This is a genomic window from Spirillospora sp. NBC_01491, from assembly GCF_036227065.1.
In the GTDB taxonomy this organism is placed as follows: domain Bacteria; phylum Actinomycetota; class Actinomycetes; order Streptosporangiales; family Streptosporangiaceae; genus Spirillospora; species Spirillospora xylanilytica.
The window spans coordinates 5481200-5495990 of sequence record NZ_CP109432.1; the positions used below are offsets into that span (position 1 = coordinate 5481200).

13 protein-coding genes are annotated in these 14791 nt (G+C 72.4%); 8 read left to right on the forward strand and 5 right to left on the reverse strand.

The genetic code is table 11. The features are described 5' to 3' along the window. Nucleotides 1-30 precede the first annotated feature (30 nt). The 5 genes from OHA34_RS25605 to OHA34_RS25625 all read left to right on the forward strand — a co-directional run bounded on the left by OHA34_RS25605 (nt 31) and on the right by OHA34_RS25625 (nt 6575). Nucleotides 31-243, forward strand: a complete 213-nt coding sequence (locus OHA34_RS25605) for a DUF397 domain-containing protein (RefSeq protein ID WP_329519141.1) — start codon at nt 31-33, stop codon at nt 241-243. A 484-nt stretch (nt 244-727) separates the two neighbouring features. After that, complete coding sequence (locus tag OHA34_RS25610) at nt 728-1123, forward strand: esterase/lipase family protein (protein ID WP_329519142.1); 396 nt, start codon at nt 728-730, stop codon at nt 1121-1123. 63 nt (nt 1124-1186) lie between these two features. Next, entirely contained in the window at nt 1187-4039 is a 2853-nt protein-coding gene (locus OHA34_RS25615; protein ID WP_329519143.1) for an FAD-binding and (Fe-S)-binding domain-containing protein, read from the forward strand. Between the two features lie 132 nt (nt 4040-4171). Continuing rightward, nucleotides 4172-4687 carry a GNAT family N-acetyltransferase gene (locus tag OHA34_RS25620; protein ID WP_329519144.1) on the forward strand — a complete coding sequence of 172 codons (516 nt, stop codon included), beginning with the start codon at nt 4172-4174 and terminating at the stop codon, nt 4685-4687. Nucleotides 4688-5042: 355 nt separating this feature from the next. Next, a complete protein-coding gene (locus tag OHA34_RS25625; RefSeq protein ID WP_285939053.1) occupies nt 5043-6575 on the forward strand; it encodes an alpha/beta hydrolase in 1533 nt (510 codons plus the stop codon). Nucleotides 6576-6625: 50 nt separating this feature from the next. Here the strand turns inward: OHA34_RS25625 and OHA34_RS25630 are convergent, their stop codons facing one another. From OHA34_RS25630 to OHA34_RS25640, 3 genes are all read right to left on the reverse strand, one after another. Further along, entirely contained in the window at nt 6626-7348 is a 723-nt protein-coding gene (locus OHA34_RS25630; protein ID WP_285939052.1) for a maleylpyruvate isomerase family mycothiol-dependent enzyme, read from the reverse strand. Between the two features lie 276 nt (nt 7349-7624). Beyond that, the gene (locus tag OHA34_RS25635) at nt 7625-8248 is read right to left on the reverse strand and encodes an alpha-ketoglutarate-dependent dioxygenase AlkB (protein WP_329519145.1); all 624 of its coding nucleotides are present in this window, start codon (nt 8246-8248) and stop codon (nt 7625-7627) included. 108 nt (nt 8249-8356) lie between these two features. Further along, nucleotides 8357-9025: a pentapeptide repeat-containing protein gene (locus OHA34_RS25640; protein ID WP_329519146.1), complete on the reverse strand. Its 669-nt coding sequence runs from the start codon at nt 9023-9025 to the stop codon at nt 8357-8359. A 440-nt stretch (nt 9026-9465) separates the two neighbouring features. Between OHA34_RS25640 and OHA34_RS25645 the strand changes: the two genes are divergently transcribed. The 3 genes from OHA34_RS25645 to OHA34_RS25655 all read left to right on the forward strand — a co-directional run bounded on the left by OHA34_RS25645 (nt 9466) and on the right by OHA34_RS25655 (nt 12888). After that, nucleotides 9466-10278 carry an SAM-dependent methyltransferase gene (locus tag OHA34_RS25645; RefSeq protein ID WP_329519147.1) on the forward strand — a complete coding sequence of 271 codons (813 nt, stop codon included), beginning with the start codon at nt 9466-9468 and terminating at the stop codon, nt 10276-10278. A 135-nt stretch (nt 10279-10413) separates the two neighbouring features. Next, nucleotides 10414-11301, forward strand: a complete 888-nt coding sequence (locus OHA34_RS25650; RefSeq protein WP_285939048.1) for a helix-turn-helix domain-containing protein — start codon at nt 10414-10416, stop codon at nt 11299-11301. Nucleotides 11302-11418: 117 nt separating this feature from the next. Continuing rightward, complete coding sequence (locus OHA34_RS25655; protein WP_329519148.1) at nt 11419-12888, forward strand: glutamate decarboxylase; 1470 nt, start codon at nt 11419-11421, stop codon at nt 12886-12888. An 18-nt stretch (nt 12889-12906) separates the two neighbouring features. Here the strand turns inward: OHA34_RS25655 and OHA34_RS25660 are convergent, their stop codons facing one another. Both OHA34_RS25660 and OHA34_RS25665 read right to left on the reverse strand, forming a co-directional pair. Beyond that, nucleotides 12907-13377, reverse strand: coding sequence for a hypothetical protein (locus OHA34_RS25660; protein ID WP_329519149.1), 471 nt, complete (start codon nt 13375-13377; stop codon nt 12907-12909). A 50-nt stretch (nt 13378-13427) separates the two neighbouring features. Continuing rightward, a complete protein-coding gene (locus OHA34_RS25665; protein WP_329519150.1) occupies nt 13428-14675 on the reverse strand; it encodes a DUF6745 domain-containing protein in 1248 nt (415 codons plus the stop codon). Nucleotides 14676-14791 lie beyond the last annotated feature (116 nt).

The following is a 14791-nucleotide window of genomic DNA, read 5'->3' on the forward strand; positions in this document are numbered from 1 at the left end:
CGCCCACCAGCAATGGATGGAGGTTGCTGGATGGTCTATCAGTCAATTCGGGGGCCGGAACTCAACTGGCGCAAGAGCAGTGTGAGCGCGCCGGGTGACGAGTGCGTGGAAGTGGCGGCGCTCGGACCGTCGGTGCTGATTCGCGACTCGCATGATCACTCTGCGGGCACGCTCGTTCTCGATCCGGCGCAGTGGCGCGCGTTTGTGGGCGGCATCCGGGACGGAGCCCGGGGCGACGGTTGAGCCGGGCGACTCTGATCCGGCGCGCCGGGCGGGAAGGGCAGGCCGCCGCCGTCCGGGTGTGACCGGGATCCACCGCTCGTCCTCGCTGGGGCGGGTGCTCGTTGGGGGTTGACGACGCCGCGTCCGGCACTCGATGCGTTCTGGTGAACGCGTAGGGTGACGGATCGGCGTGCTCGTCGGCCCCTCTTGCCGTCTATTGGACGCGGGCGGTTCCTGCGGCACCGGCGGCACGGGCGGTTCCGGCGGCACCGGCGGTACCTGCGGCACCGGCGAGGCGGAGCGCTGCGGACCCGGCGCGGGCAGTGCGGGCGGTGCGGCGCGGGTTCGGTTCGGCGGCTCTGGCGCTCGGGCTCGGCGCCGCGTCGATCGCGGGACCGGCCCCGGCGGGTGCGGATACCGATAAGTATCCGGTCGGCGATGTGGGTGTGGCCTTGGAGAACTTCTTCTCCCATCCGGACGCGGTCGCCGGGGCCAACGACTGGTCGTGCGAGCCCGCGCCACCTTCGTCAACATGGGCGCCGACTGGGCGGTGCTGTCCCCGATGCTCGCCAACGCGGACTACCGCGTCTTCGCCTTCAACTACGGCATGGCCCCGTTTTCGGCCGACCGGATCGGCGGGATGGCCGACATTCCCGCCTCGGCGCAGGTGATGAGCGCGTTCGTCGACCAGGTGCTGGCCTCGACCGGCGCGGCCAAGGTCCGCCGGTTCGTCGCGCTCGCGCCCGGCAACATCCTGATCCAGGACCAGTGCCCGCAGGACTTCGTCGGGCATGTCGGGATATTCAACGACGGTCCCGTCCTGCAGAACGTCCTGAACGCACTCGGGCCGGACGAACCCGGCTTCCGGGTGGTGTGCGCCGGCTTCGGGCTTCCCGTGTAAAACACCGCTTCTTCCTGCGGCTACGCGCTTACCGAGTGGGGGACGGGCACCTACGCTGGGGGCGTGTCTGATCATGCTCACCGGCTGGCCGCTGCGCTCCCTGGGGTGTTTCGCACCGACCTGACCACGCGTACCGCCTACTCGTCCGACGCCTCGATCTTCCGGCAGGTGCCGGTGGCCGTCGCCGAACCCCGCTCGACCGAGGATCTGACCCGGATCCTGGAACTGACCGCCGCGGAGGGACTGCCGCTGACCATGCGCGGCGGTGGCACCTCGATCGCGGGCAACGCGGTCGGGACCGGCGTCCTCGTCGATACCTCCCGGCATCTGACCCGCATCAAATCGATCGATCCCGACTCCCGTACCGCGGTCGTCGAGCCCGGCGTGGTGCTCGACGACCTGCGCGCCGCCGCCGGGCGGCACGGGCTGACCTTCGGTCCCGACCCGTCCAGCCATTCGCGCTGCACGATGGGCGGGATGATCGGCAACAACGCCTGCGGGTCGCACAGCGTGGCCTGGGGGATCACCTCCGCGAACGTCGAGGCGGTCCGCATGCTGCTGCCCGGCGGCCGGGAGCTGGCGGCCGGCCCGGGGACGTCCGGCGACGCGGCGGTCGACGCCGAGCTGACCGCGCTCCGCGACGCGCACCTCGGGCCGCTGCGCACCGAGCTCGGCCGCTTCAGCCGGCAGGTGGCCGGCTACGGGCTGCACCACCTGCTGCCGGAGAACGGCTTCGACGTGGCCAAGGCCCTGGTCGGCGCGGAGGGGACGGTCGGGCTGGTCACCGAGGCCACCGTCCGGCTGGTCCCGGTGCCCGGCGCCCGGGCTCTCGCCGTCCTCGGCTTCGAGGACGTGTACACCGCCGCCGAGCTGGCCCCGTTCGCCGCCGCCGCCGGGGCGCTGACCGTGGAGGGGATGGCCTCCGACCTGCTCACCGCGCTGCGCCTCCAGCCGGGCCGCGCGGACGCGGGGTCGAACTTGCCGCCCGGCGGCGGCTGGCTGTACTGCGAGGTCGGCGGCGACACGGCGGCCGAGGCCCGCGACGCCGCGCACGCCCTGGCCGAGGTCGTCCGCGAACGGGCGCCCGGCATGACCTCCGTCGTCGTCGACGACCCCAAGGAGATGCGGGCGCTGTGGTGGATCCGGGAGGCGGGCTCCGGGATCGTGACCCGCCTGCCGGACGGAAGCGAGGCGTGGCCGGGCTGGGAGGACTCCGCCGTCCCCGCCGGCCGGCTCGCCGGATACCTGCGCGACCTGTACGGGCTGATGGGCGAGCACGGGCTGCGCGGCGTCCCGTACGGGCACTTCGGAGAGGGCTGCCTGCACCTCCGGCTCGACTTCGACCTGCAAGAACCCAAGGGCCTCGCGGTCTACCGGAGCTTCATGACCGACGCCGCGCGCCTGGTGATGTCCCATGGGGGATCGGTCGCCGGAGAGCACGGCGACGGCCGCGCCCGGTCCGAGCTCCTGAAGGAGATGTACTCGCCCGAGCTGCTCGGGGCCTTCCGCGCGTTCAAGAACACCTTCGACCCGGACGGCGTGCTCAACCCCGGTGTGATCGTCGACCCGGCGCCGCTGGACGCGGACCTGCGCCCCGGCCCCGGCCGCGACGCCCTGAAGATCACCCCCGTGCACGCGCTCGCCCGCGACGGCGGCTCGTTCGCCGCGGCGGTGCACCGCTGCGTCGGCGTCGGCGCCTGCCGCAACCTGGACACCGGCTCGATGTGCCCCTCGTTCAAGGTCACCCGGGACGAGGTGCACTCGACCCGCGGCCGGGCCCGGGTGCTCGCCGAGATGCTGCGCGGCGAGACGATCAAGGACGGCTTCCGGTCGGAGGAGGCGCTGGAGGCGCTCGACCTGTGCCTGTCCTGCAAGGCGTGCGCGAACGACTGCCCGGTGAACGTCGACATGGCGACCTACAAGGCCGAGTTCCTGCACCGCCACTACGCGGGCCGCTTCCGGCCGATGGCGCACTACTCGATGGGCTGGCTGCCGCTGTGGTCCCGGCTGGTGGCGAGCGTCCCCGGTGCGGCCCGGACGGCGAACGCGGTGCTGTCGGTGGACCGGGTCGCCTCGCTCGTCAAGCGCGCCGGCGGCATCGAGCCGCGCCGGGAGATGATCCGGTTCGCCTCGCCGACGCTGCGCGACTGGTTCCGTAAGACGCACCAGGGACCGAAGCCGGGACGCGCGGGAACCGTCGTGCTCTGGCCCGACACGTTCACCAACTACCACGCGCCCGAGACCGGGCAGGCCGCCGTCGAGGTGCTGGAGGCGCTCGGCTACCGGGTGCTGATCCCGCCGGGCCGCGTCTGCTGCGGGCTGACCTGGCACTCCACCGGCCAGCTCACCGTCACCCGGCAGGTGCTGCGGCGGACCCTCGACATTCTGCGGCCCGCACTCGACGCGGGCCTGCCGATCGTCGGGCTGGAGCCGTCCTGCACGGTGATGCTGCGGGACGAGGCGCCCGAGCTGCTGCCGGACGACCCGTACGCCGAACGGCTCGCCGGCAGCACCGTGACGCTGGCCGAACTGGTCGCCGCGCACGAGGGCGACTGGCCGTTCGAGAAGCTCGACCTTCCCGCCATCGCCCAGGTGCACTGCCACCAGGAGGCCAAGGGGTCCTACGACCCCGATCTCGCCGTGCTGGAGCGGCTCGGCGTCGACCCCGACGTCATCGGCGCCGGATGCTGCGGCCTGGCGGGCAACTTCGGCTTCGAGACCGGCCACTGGGAGGTCTCGCAGGGCTGCGCCGAACGCGAGCTGTACCCGAAGGTGCGCGCGGCGGACGACGACGAGCTGGTCCTCGCCGACGGATTCTCCTGCCGCACGCAGATCGCCCAGGGCACCGACAACCGGGGCGTCCACCTCGCCGAGGTCCTGCGCCGAGCCCTACCGGGAGGAAAGAAGCCACGATGACCGAACGCGCACGGGCGCATGCCTGAGCCCACCCCGACCCCGGGTCCGATCCCGGGGCCGAGGTCGGGCCCGGGGGCGGCGCCGAGCCGCGGGCCGGGGTCGGCCTCGGGCCAGGGGACGGGGCGCCGCGCTGTGCCCCGGCCCGTGCGGCTCGCCGTGCCCGGCGACGCGGCGGCGCTGCTCGGCCTCCAGCATGTGCTGGACGACGAGTCGCGCTTCATGCTGTTCGAACCGGACGAACGCGACCATGACCCGGCCCGCCTCCGGCACCGGCTCGAAGCCCAGGCGGGCGGCACCGACCCGTCCTACACTTTCGTCGCGGACGCGGAGGGAACGGACGAGGCGCTCGCCGGGTACGTCGGCGTGACCGTGAGCCCGCTCGTGCGTTCGCGGCGGACGGGCTACGTCGTGATGGGAGTCCGGGCGTCGCACGCACGCCGCGGGATCGGCCGCGCGCTGCTCGGCGCGGCGGCCGAGGCGGCCCGGCGGCGGGGCCTGCGACGGCTGGAGCTGGTCGTGATGACGCACAACCATGCCGCCCTGAATCTCTATCTGACCTGCGGATTCGTGGTCGAGGGGCTCCGGCGGTCGGGGCTGGAGATCGATGGCCGCCCCGTCGACCAGTACCACATGGGCCTGCTCTTCTAGCGCGCCGGCGTCCGGTCGGCCGGACGGCGTCCGGCCCGGGATTCACCGACCCTGAGCTGACCCTGGCCCCACCCTGAGATGACCCTGGTCGTCCCCTTCCTGGGGGTTCGACGGGCCTAACGTGATCGGTGATCGTCACGTCCCAGGGCCGTCGAGCTGCCACTCGGCGGTCCGGCATCAGGGCCGAGCGGCCTCAGGCCGCGGACGACACCTCACAGGAACGCTCCTCCAGGGAAGGGACAGATCCCGCATGATGCGTGAAGGCACCCCGGCCAGTGGCCGGCCGGACGACGGAGGGCCGCACGGCGGGGAGCCGCGCGTGGCCGGCGCGCCGAGGGGGCGGAGGCTGCGGCGCTTGGCCGTCGGGGGCCTCGCCGTCGCTGCGGCGGGCACGATGGCGGCCGTCGGCGGCCTGGTGCTCACCGGACCGTCCGCGGTGACCGGCAGCCTGGCCGCGTCGTCCGGCGGAGCGGCGGCGCCGTCCGGCGGCGGCACGTCGGCGTCGTCGATCAAGTGGGAGCCGTGCGAGAACGGCGCCGAGTGCGCGACGTTGCCCGTGCCGGTCGACTGGGCGCACCCGGACGGGCAGAAGTTCGGCCTCGCGCTCGCGCGCCGCAAGGCCACCGACCCGAAGGCCCGAGTCGGCACGCTCGTGTTCGGGCCCGGCGGTCCGGGCGACGTCGGCGCCGGGCGGGTCGTGGAGAATCCCGACCGGTTCAGCAAAGAGATCCAGCGCCGGTTCGACATCGTGGGCCTCGACCCGCGCGGAGTCGGCAAGAGCAACCCGGTCGTGTGCTCGACCACGCTGCTGGCCGCCCGGCCCTCGCCGCTGATGACCGGACAGGCCGACTTCGAGGCCACCGTCGCCTACAACAACGAGCTGCGGAAGGACTGCCGGGCCCGCACCGGCCCGCTGGCCGACCACGTCGACACGCTCAGCATGGTCCAGGACCTCGAGGCGCTCCGGAAGGCGCTCGGCGAGGGGAGGCTGAACTTCCACGGCAGCTCGTACGGGACGCTGCTCGGGGAGCAGTACGCCGAGAAGTACCCGGGCCGGATCCGCGCGATGCTGCTGGAGAGCGTGGTCGACCACAGCCTCCCGAACGCCCGGCAGTTCCTGAAGACCCAGGCGGCCACGGCGCAGGACTCGTTCGACGAGTTCGTGAAGTGGTGCGCGTCCGACACCGGGTGCGCGCTGCACGGACGCGACGTGCGCGCCCTCATGGCGGACCTGCGCGCCAAGGCGGAACGGGGCGAGCTGACCGATCCGTCCAACCCTGCGAAGAAGGTGCAGCCGGTCCAGCTCGTCGAGAAGGTGTTCCGCAAGCTCTACGGTCCGGACTACCAGGCCATCGCGACCTACCTGGCGGGCTTCGACGCCGCCCGTCCGGCGGAGCGTCCGGCCGGGCGGACCGCGAGCGCGCCCGCCGAGCAGCCGGTGAAGGCGGCGGAGGCCACCACGGCGGACCCGTTCCTGTCGGTCTTCTGCTCGGACTGGAGCCTGCCGGCGCGGAACTACCGGGAGTACGCCGCGAACGCGCGCGTAATGGCCAGGACCGCGCCGGACCTGCCGTACACGCGCCCGCTCCTCGCCGCGGCCGGGTGCCTCGGCGCGCCGCAGCCGGTCAGCAACCCGCAGCACCGGCTGAAGGTGCGGGGCAGTGCGCCGATCCTGCTGGTCAATGGGCTGCACGACCCGGCCAGCGGCTACGCGTGGGCGACGAACGCCGCCAAGCAGATGGGCCGTTCGGGCAGGCTGCTCACCTACGAGGGCGCCGGACACGGCAGCGCCCGCAGCGGCCCGTGCATGGAAAGCGCGACCGACGCGTACCTGGTGTCGCTCACCCTTCCTGCCAACGGCGCCCGCTGCCCGGCCGTCAGCTCGTAAATCGGACCGTCCGCCGAGTCCGCCCGTCCTCTCTAGAAGAGCCTTCCTCTCTAGAAGAGGAAGGGTGGGCTCGGCAGTGGCGTCCCGTCGTCCGTCTTGAGACCGTCGCCGTTCGAGCGGCCCATCAGCCACGCCAGTAGCGCCGCCTGTGGGCCCCGCACGATGGTGGAGCCGTCCCCGTACTGGATGCCGGTGTCGATGGCGTGCAGCCGTATCCGCAGGGCCTCCGCGTCCTCGCGCTGGGCGAACGACGTGACGACCCGTCCGAGCAGCCGGGCGGTGAACTCCGGCGGCCAGTGCGCCGGGGTGAAACCGCCGCCGAGGTCGACATGGTGGACGAGCACCTCGGTCAGCCGCGCGTCGGCGGCGCGCACGGCGGGACGGCGGACCCCGGACGTCCACTGCACGACGTGCTCCCACGCCTCCGCGGGCATGAGCGCGTACGCGGCGGCGAACCGGTCGGCCGCCGCGCGGACGTCGGCGACCAGCTCGCCGGCGCCGCGTCCCGAACCCGCCTCGATCTCCGCCGCCCTGGCCTCCATGCTGGGGTACTCATGCGACTCCTCGCCCGTACGCGCCCAGGTCAGCAGCCGGGTGCCGCCGTCGGCGTTGCGGGCGAGGTGGGTCAGCACGTGCCCGCGCGTCCAGCCGGGCAGCAGGGACGGCGCGCGCATGTCGGCGTCGTCCAGCCGGGCGGCGCCGGCGAGCAGGTCATCGGTCGCCGAGGCGATCTGCCCGAGCACCGGCGCGGGGTCGAAGGGAGCATCGTCCATCCGTCCATCCTCGTCCTTCGCGGCCGACCGCACATGCAGACCGCCGCACCGTCGCCAAATGTGCGCGTTTTCGGTGGTGCGGCCCGCTCCAGCAGGAGTCCCGTCAGGTGCTGCGGCCGGGCAACTCCCAAGCGTGCGGCGTTCCGGGGTCGAGCATCAAGGCGAACCCCGCGGGGAGCAGGCCGAGAAGATCCCCGCTGCTTCCGGCGGTTCTGGGATCGTTCGCAGGAGGAAGAGCTGGTAGTCGGGCGGGAATCGAGTCGGGTGGACGATTCTTCAGCGCACGCCGCGGGGGCGGAACTGGATGCTGATGCGGGGGCCCAGGGCGCGGGCGCTTTTGGGGATGGCGTGTTCCCAGGTGCGTTGGCAGCTGCCGCCCATGACGATGAGGTCGCCGTGGCCCAGGTCGTTGCGGTGGGTGGGGCCGCCGGTGCGGGGGCGGAGCAGGAGCGAGCGGGGGGCGCCGACCGAGACGATCGCGATCATGGTGTCGTGGGTCCTGCCGCGGCCGATGGTGTCGCCGTGCCAGGCGACGCTGTCGCGGCCGTCGCGGTAGAGGCAGAGGCCGGCGGTGCGGAACGGTTCGCCGAGCTCGGGGGCGTAGCGCGCGTCGAGGGCCCGCTTGGCCTCGTCCAGGACGGGGTCGGGCAGGGCGTCGCCCTCGTCGTAGAAGGCGAGGAGGCGGGGGACGTCGACCGTCCGGTCGTACATCCGGCGGCTCTCGGCGTGCCACGGGACGGTGTGGAGCAGCCGCTCGAAGAGGGCGTCGGCGCCCGCGATCCAGCCCGGGTGGACGTCGATCCAGGCTCCGTGGGCGAGGTGCGTCCGCCGGACGTCCAGGGGCCGCGGGCCGGCCTCGCCCGGATCGTCCAGCAGCGAGCCTTGGAATGCGCCTGTCATGGCGTCCAGGCTACCCCCTGGGCGAACGTGTGTTCGAAGGCCGCCGGTGGTCGCCGAAGCGTCCGCCTCGTCCGCACCTGGTTCGGCTCCGGCGGCTTCACCTCACCGTCAGTCCTGGATGGTGATGCCTAGTTCGGCGGTGAGGCTTGACAGGAGGCCGGGGGCGTCGGCGGCGGTGACGGTGACGCCGCGGAGGCTCTGCACTCCGCCGATGCCGCGCAGGTCGCAGTCGGTGATGTGGGTTCCGGTCATGTCGGCGCCGCTGAACTGGGCGCCGCTCAGCCGGCAGCCCTCGAACCGGGCGCCGCGCAGGTCGGCGTTCTGGAAGGTGGCGGCCTCGAGATTGCAGTCCCGGAACACCACCCGCCGGAGCGTGCTGAAGCGGAAGCCCGCGAGGTCGGCCCGGCATGACTCGAACAGGACGTCCTGCAACCCGCAGTCGCTGAAGGCGGCACCGGTGAGCCGCGATCCGTCGATCGCCGTCGTGAAGATCCGGCAGTTGGCGAGCCGGACGTTGGCCAGGTCGCAGCTTCTGAACACGACGTCGTTGAGGGTGGCGCGTTGTAGTGCGGTCGCCGACAGGCGCGTCCCGCTGAATGAGCAGCGCTCGAACTCGGTGTCCTCCGCCTCGCTTCCCACCAGGTCCACCGCACCGAACGCCGTCGACAGGTAGACGCCGTCGTCGGCGAGGTCGCCGGTGGCGGTGGCGAGGGTGGTGGGGAGCTTGGGCGCGGTGGGCTCCTTGAGCTTTTTCGGCGCCGTACGTTGCGAGGGCATGCGCCCGACCGTACAAGCGCCGGCGCCCCTTCGCGCCCCCGGTGGCCGGTGTGCGGGTGGTTCGGGTCGGGGGAATTGATGATCTTTTCGGGCGGCCTCTGGGCGTGGAGGTGGTCTTCCTGAATGGTGATATTGCGGTGCCCGAATCGAAGGGAGGGTGTGCACTCCAGGGCCTGTCTGGATTGTAAAGATATGGGGCCAGTGTGGTGAAGTGGGCGGTCCGAGTGTGCTGGTGTTCCTGGTGGTGAGCGGGAGAGAGGGGTGGTTGCCTGGGATTTTGCCTACTTGGCTGGGGCTTGGGGGATTTTGATTATGTGCATCCGTAAAAGCGGTGAATGGGAGTGGGGAGTGTCCGAATTCCGCGTTCCCGGCGGGGTGCTCGGGGCGAGGTCTAGGTTGGGGGAATCAGGAGGCAGGACTGCTGGAAGGAACGCCGGACCATGACCGATGGCCCCCCCGACCCGGCGCAGGGTTCGCAAGCGAAGATCAATACTGACGTTCCGCAATCGGCCCGGATCTGGAACTACTGGCTCGGCGGGACCGACAACTATGAGGTCGACCGGGCCGCAGGTGACCAGTATGTGGCGCTGTATCCCGGGATCGTGGAGATAGCCCGGTCCGGCCGGTACTTCATGGATCGCGCCATCCGTTACCTGGCCGGAGAGCACGGCATCCGCCAGTTCATGGACTGCGGGACCGGGCTGCCCACGCTCGACAACACCCATGAGATGGCCCAGCGCGCGGCCCCCGACTCGCACATCGTGTACGTCGACAACGACCCGCTCGTGCTCGCGCACGCGCGTGCACTGCTGACCAGCACGCCCGAGGGCACCACCACCTACATCGACGCCAGCCTGCACGATCCCGACGCGATCATGGAGCGGGCCGCGGCGGTGCTGGACCTGTCCAAGCCGGTGGCGCTGCTGCTGGTCAACGTGATGGGGCACATCGTCGATCCGGACGAGGCCCTGGCGGTCGCGCGGGGGCTGCTGCGCCCGCTCGCCTCCGGCAGCTTCCTCATCCTGGACGACTGCACCGACACCCATGCGGGGTTCAACGCGGCGCAGAAGGTGTACGACGACACCGGCGCGATCCCGTTCAGGCTGCGCAGCCCGGAGTTCATCGCGGGCTACTTCGACGGGCTCGAGCCGGTCGAGCCGGGATTCGTGCAGAGTCCGCGGTGGCGTCCCGAGGTGGAGGGGATCGACACCGAGGACCTGCCCACCCTGTGCGGGGTGGCGCGCAAGCCCTGACGGGACGGGCGCCCTGGCCGGAGCCGCGGGCGGGGCGCCGTCCGCCGGTGTGGCGCACGGTTCCGTGGCCGACGCGGTGCGTGAAGCTATAGTGAGACCGGTTTTGCACCGCCGTCTCCGACGAGGAGTCCCCCCATGGCCTCCGTCACGATCCCCGGCAGCAGGCATGCCACGTCCGTCCAGGGCGACCCGCTGGTCCCGCGGATGCTGCTCGGCCTGCGGCTGCGCGAGCTGCGGGAGGCGGCCGGCCTCTCGCGCGAGGACGCCGGAGCGGCGATCCGCGGTTCGAGCTCGAAGATCAGCCGCCTCGAGCTGGGCCGCATCGGGTGTAAGCGGCGCGACATCGCCGACCTGCTCAGCCTGTACGGCGTGAGCGACGAGGCCCCGCGCGCCACGCTGCTGGCGCTCGCCGACCAGGCCAACGGGCGGGCGTGGTGGCACGCCGATCGCGACATCGTGCCCGAGTGGGTGCGGCCCTACCTGAGCGCCGAGCAGACGGCGCGGCTGGTCCGCTGCTTCGAGTCGCAGTTCGTCCCCGGCCTGCTGCAGACCGAGGACTACGCCCGCGAGGTCATCCGCCGCGTCGTCCCCGAGCACGAGGTCGACCGGCGGGTCGACCTGCGGATGGGCCGCCAGCGGGTGCTGCGGCGCCGGCCGAGGCCGCTGAACCTGTGGGCGGTGCTCGACGAGTCGGCGCTGTGGCGGCCCATCGGCGGCCCGCGGACGATGCGGGCGCAGCTCCAGCACATCATCGACCTCTGCGGACGGCCGAACGTCACCGTGCAGATCGCGCCGTACGGGATCTGCGGGCGGGTGGCGGGCGACGGTCCCGTCACCCTGGTCCGCTTCCCGCAGCAGGGGCTGCCCGACATGGTGTACCTCGAACGGCACAACAGTGCGGTCTACCCGTTCCGGCGGGCCGAGATCGAGCACCACTGGCACACCTTCAACACCCTGGTCACCGAGGCCGCTCCGCCCGAGCAGACGGTGCCGATCCTGCGGCGCACCCTCGACACGTACTGATCGGTCCGCCGGGCTTTGCCCGCTGCTGTTGATGTGGGGTGCTTTGGTGGGTTTTTGGGGGTGCGGGCCGGAGAGGTAGCCGGGTAGCGCTACTTCTCTGACGGCGGGAGGCTCACCGTGGCGTTGCACGTCGTGAAGGAGGCCGAGCCCGATGACGGCGACCAGGACCTGTTCGCCGGGCCGCTGAGCGAGCGGGTGCTGCCCAAGCACCGGATCCCCGAGCACCCGTCCGACCCGCGGGCCGTATACGCGATGCTCCACGCCGAGCTCCAGCTCGACGGCGACTCGGCGCAGAACCTCGCGACGTTCTGCACCACCTGGAGCGACGACGAGGTGCACCGCCTGATGGACGAGTGCCTCGGCAAGAACATGATCGACAAGGACGAGTACCCGCAGACCGCCGAGATCGAGTCGCGGTGCGTGCGCATCCTGGCCGATCTGTGGAACGCGCCGGCCGGGCACGACACGATGGGCTGCTCCACCACCGGGTCCAGCGAGGCGGCGATGCTCGGCGGCCTGGCGATGAAGTGGCGGTGGCGGCGGCGCCGTGCGGCGGAGGCCGAGGCGGAGGCCAGGGCCGAGGCCGGGGTCGCGGCCGAGGCCGGCGTGGGCGTCGGCGCGGGCTCGGCCCCGGGCACCGGGACGGGCGCGCCGGCCGAGCGGCCCAATCTGGTGTGCGGACCGGTGCAGGTCTGCTGGGAGAAGTTCGCCCGCTACTTCGACGTCGAGCTGCGCCAGGTGCCGCTCGAACCGGGCGCGACGGGCCTGCGCCCGCACCAGCTCGCGGGCCACGTCGACCGGAACACCATCGGCGTGGTGGCGATCGTGGGCGTCACCTACACCTGCGACTACGAGCCGGTCGCCGAGCTCGCCGCCGAGCTCGACCGGATCCAGGACGAGACCGGGGTGGACGTCCCGATCCACGTCGACGCGGCCAGCGGCGGGTTCGTGGCGCCGTTCGTCCAGCCGGAGCTGGCCTGGGACTTCCGGGTCGAGCGGGTCGTCTCCATCAACGCCTCGGGGCACAAGTACGGGCTGGCGCCGCTCGGCGTGGGCTGGGCGGTGTGGCGGTCGGCCGAGCTGCTGCCGGAGGAGCTGATCTTCCGGGTGAACTACCTGGGCGGCGACATGCCGACGTTCGCGCTGAACTTCTCCCGTCCAGGCGGGGAGGTCATCGCGCAGTACTACATGCTGCTGCGGCTGGGCCGCGAGGGCTACCGGCGCGTCCAGCAGGCGTGCGTCGACAGCGCCCGCCACCTCGCCGGGGAGATCGCGGAGATGGGGCCGTTCGAGCTCCTGTACGACGGGCGGGGGGCGCTGCCGGCCGTGTCGTACCGGCTCAAGGACGATCCCGATCCCGGCTTCACCCTCTACGACCTGAGCGAGCAGCTCAGCACGCGGGGCTGGCAGGTGCCGTCCTATCCGCTGCCCGCGCACCGGGACGACACCGTCGTGCAGCGGATCCTGGTCAGGCACGGCGTCAGCCGCGACGAGGTCTCGCTGCTGGCCGACGACATCCGCCGCTGCCTCGACCGGCTGGGGCACCGCTCCACCGGCGCCCCAGCGCAGCCGGGCTTCCATCACTGAGCCGTCCCGGGGGACGGTTCAGTCGGCGACGAGCCGGTCACCACCGGACGGGCGGGACCGTCCGGGGCGCTGAGTGGCGCGCTCACGCTGCCTGCGGACGGCGTAGGCGCCCGGCGCGATACCGGTGCCGCCGTGCTCGGGGTGGATGAGGTAGGCGACGGCACGGGTCTCCAGCACGCCGATGGCGAGCGCCTCCGGGTCGATCACGTCGGTGGTCCAGCGGCACGTTCCCGGGTCGGCGACGAGCGTGTGCGGGTTGCCGCCCGCCGCGCCGCGCAGCAGTTCCACGCCCGCGGCGGGGACGGGGCGCCAGCGCGCGGTGCGGGCGGCAGACATGTCCCGGGCCAGGTCCAGCGGGACGACGATCAGGTCGCCCTGGGCCTGGAGGCCGTCGATGACCGGGATCGCCATCTCCTGCTCGAGGTGGTCCAGGACGTCGAGTCCGGTGCGGCGGGTCAGGTCGGCGAGGGTCACGGTGGTCGTGGTCATGCGCATCACCTTTGGGGGTCTCGTGTGGAGCGGGGAGGGGGCGGTCGGGGTCACGTGCGGCGGAGCAGGCGTGTGTACTGGTCTCTGGTGAGGCCGTACGACCAGCCCGCCGCGGCGACCGGATCGTCGAGGTCGGCGGGGACGCTGAGCCCGTACCGGCGGCGGGTCCCGTCCCGCTCGACCGACCCGTTGACGGCGAGCAGCACGCGTGCGCGCGAGCCCAGGCTCTGGAAGGGCAGGTCGTAGAGGCGGAGCAGGCAGCCGGGGTTGCCGGGGTCGGGCGCGGTCGAGACCAGGCGCAGGCCGGCCCGGTCGATGTAGACGTCCCAGCCGATCCGCTCGATGGCGCAGCGGCGCACCTCGGCGTTGGGCTCCGCGAGGATCCGCTCGACGGTGGGCTCCTCGATCACCCAGGACGGGACGAGGGTGCCGTGCCAGGAGCACGGGCCCCAGCCGTCGGCGTACCGGATCGCCCGGCCCTTGCCGGAGTGCAGTCGCAGCTCGCCGTGCGCGGAGCCGGGGACGGGTTCGGCGTGCACGGCCGCCGGACGTTCGGACACCACGCACACGTCCTCGTCCGGCCACCACCAGCCGCACGACCGGGCGAGCGCGATCCACAGGTCGAGCTGCGCGCCGGTGGCGGCGCCGATGCGGGACCTGCTCAAGGTGCGGAGGATGTCGTGCTCGGCGACCCAGTGGGCCTCATGCAGCCCGTACCAGGCCATGGCCGGCCGGTTCAGCAGGACGCGCTGGGGCCGGCCCAGCGATTCGTGCACGGTTCCTCTCAGGGTGTCCCGGACGGTGACCTGGAGGATCTCGCTGAGCGAGGCGCCCTCCCGCAGGCTCTCCCGAGGAGGAAGCGTCGGGACGGCCTGCCAGCCCAGGAAGGACCCCAGCGGCCATCTGGGCAGGCGACGCTGGAAGCACTCGTCCAGGGTGTGGCGGAGTGTCGAGGCCAGAGTGGCCAGCCGTGCGGCCAGGGGCCAGACGGTCGATTGTTCTGGGGCCGTCCAGTCCTGCGGTGGGGACATCTTCGGGATCAGCCCGGCGTCCGCGGCGGCGCCTGGGGAGTCGACCCAGACAAAGCGCGGGGCGCGCTGCCCCACGAGGCGGTACAGCTCGGTGATGGCCGCTTCGGCGGCCGGACGGTCGGCGGGCAGGGTGCACAGTGCCCGGCCGAGCCAGTCGTCGCGTAGTGCGATCGCCCGGTCGAGGACTTCGCCCGGGGGCTGGTCGATCTGCCACCGCTCCGCGGAGCGGTGCTTTGCGGAGGCGCGCGTGGCGCCGGGCCCACTCACCGCTGGTAGGCGGGAGCCGCCTTTCTCTCGATCATGGGCCGATGGTGACATCCGGGGCGGCGTTCCCGCAAGCCGCTCTTTTGGATGATCTCGAGGCGATTCGTCGTAGGCGGCTC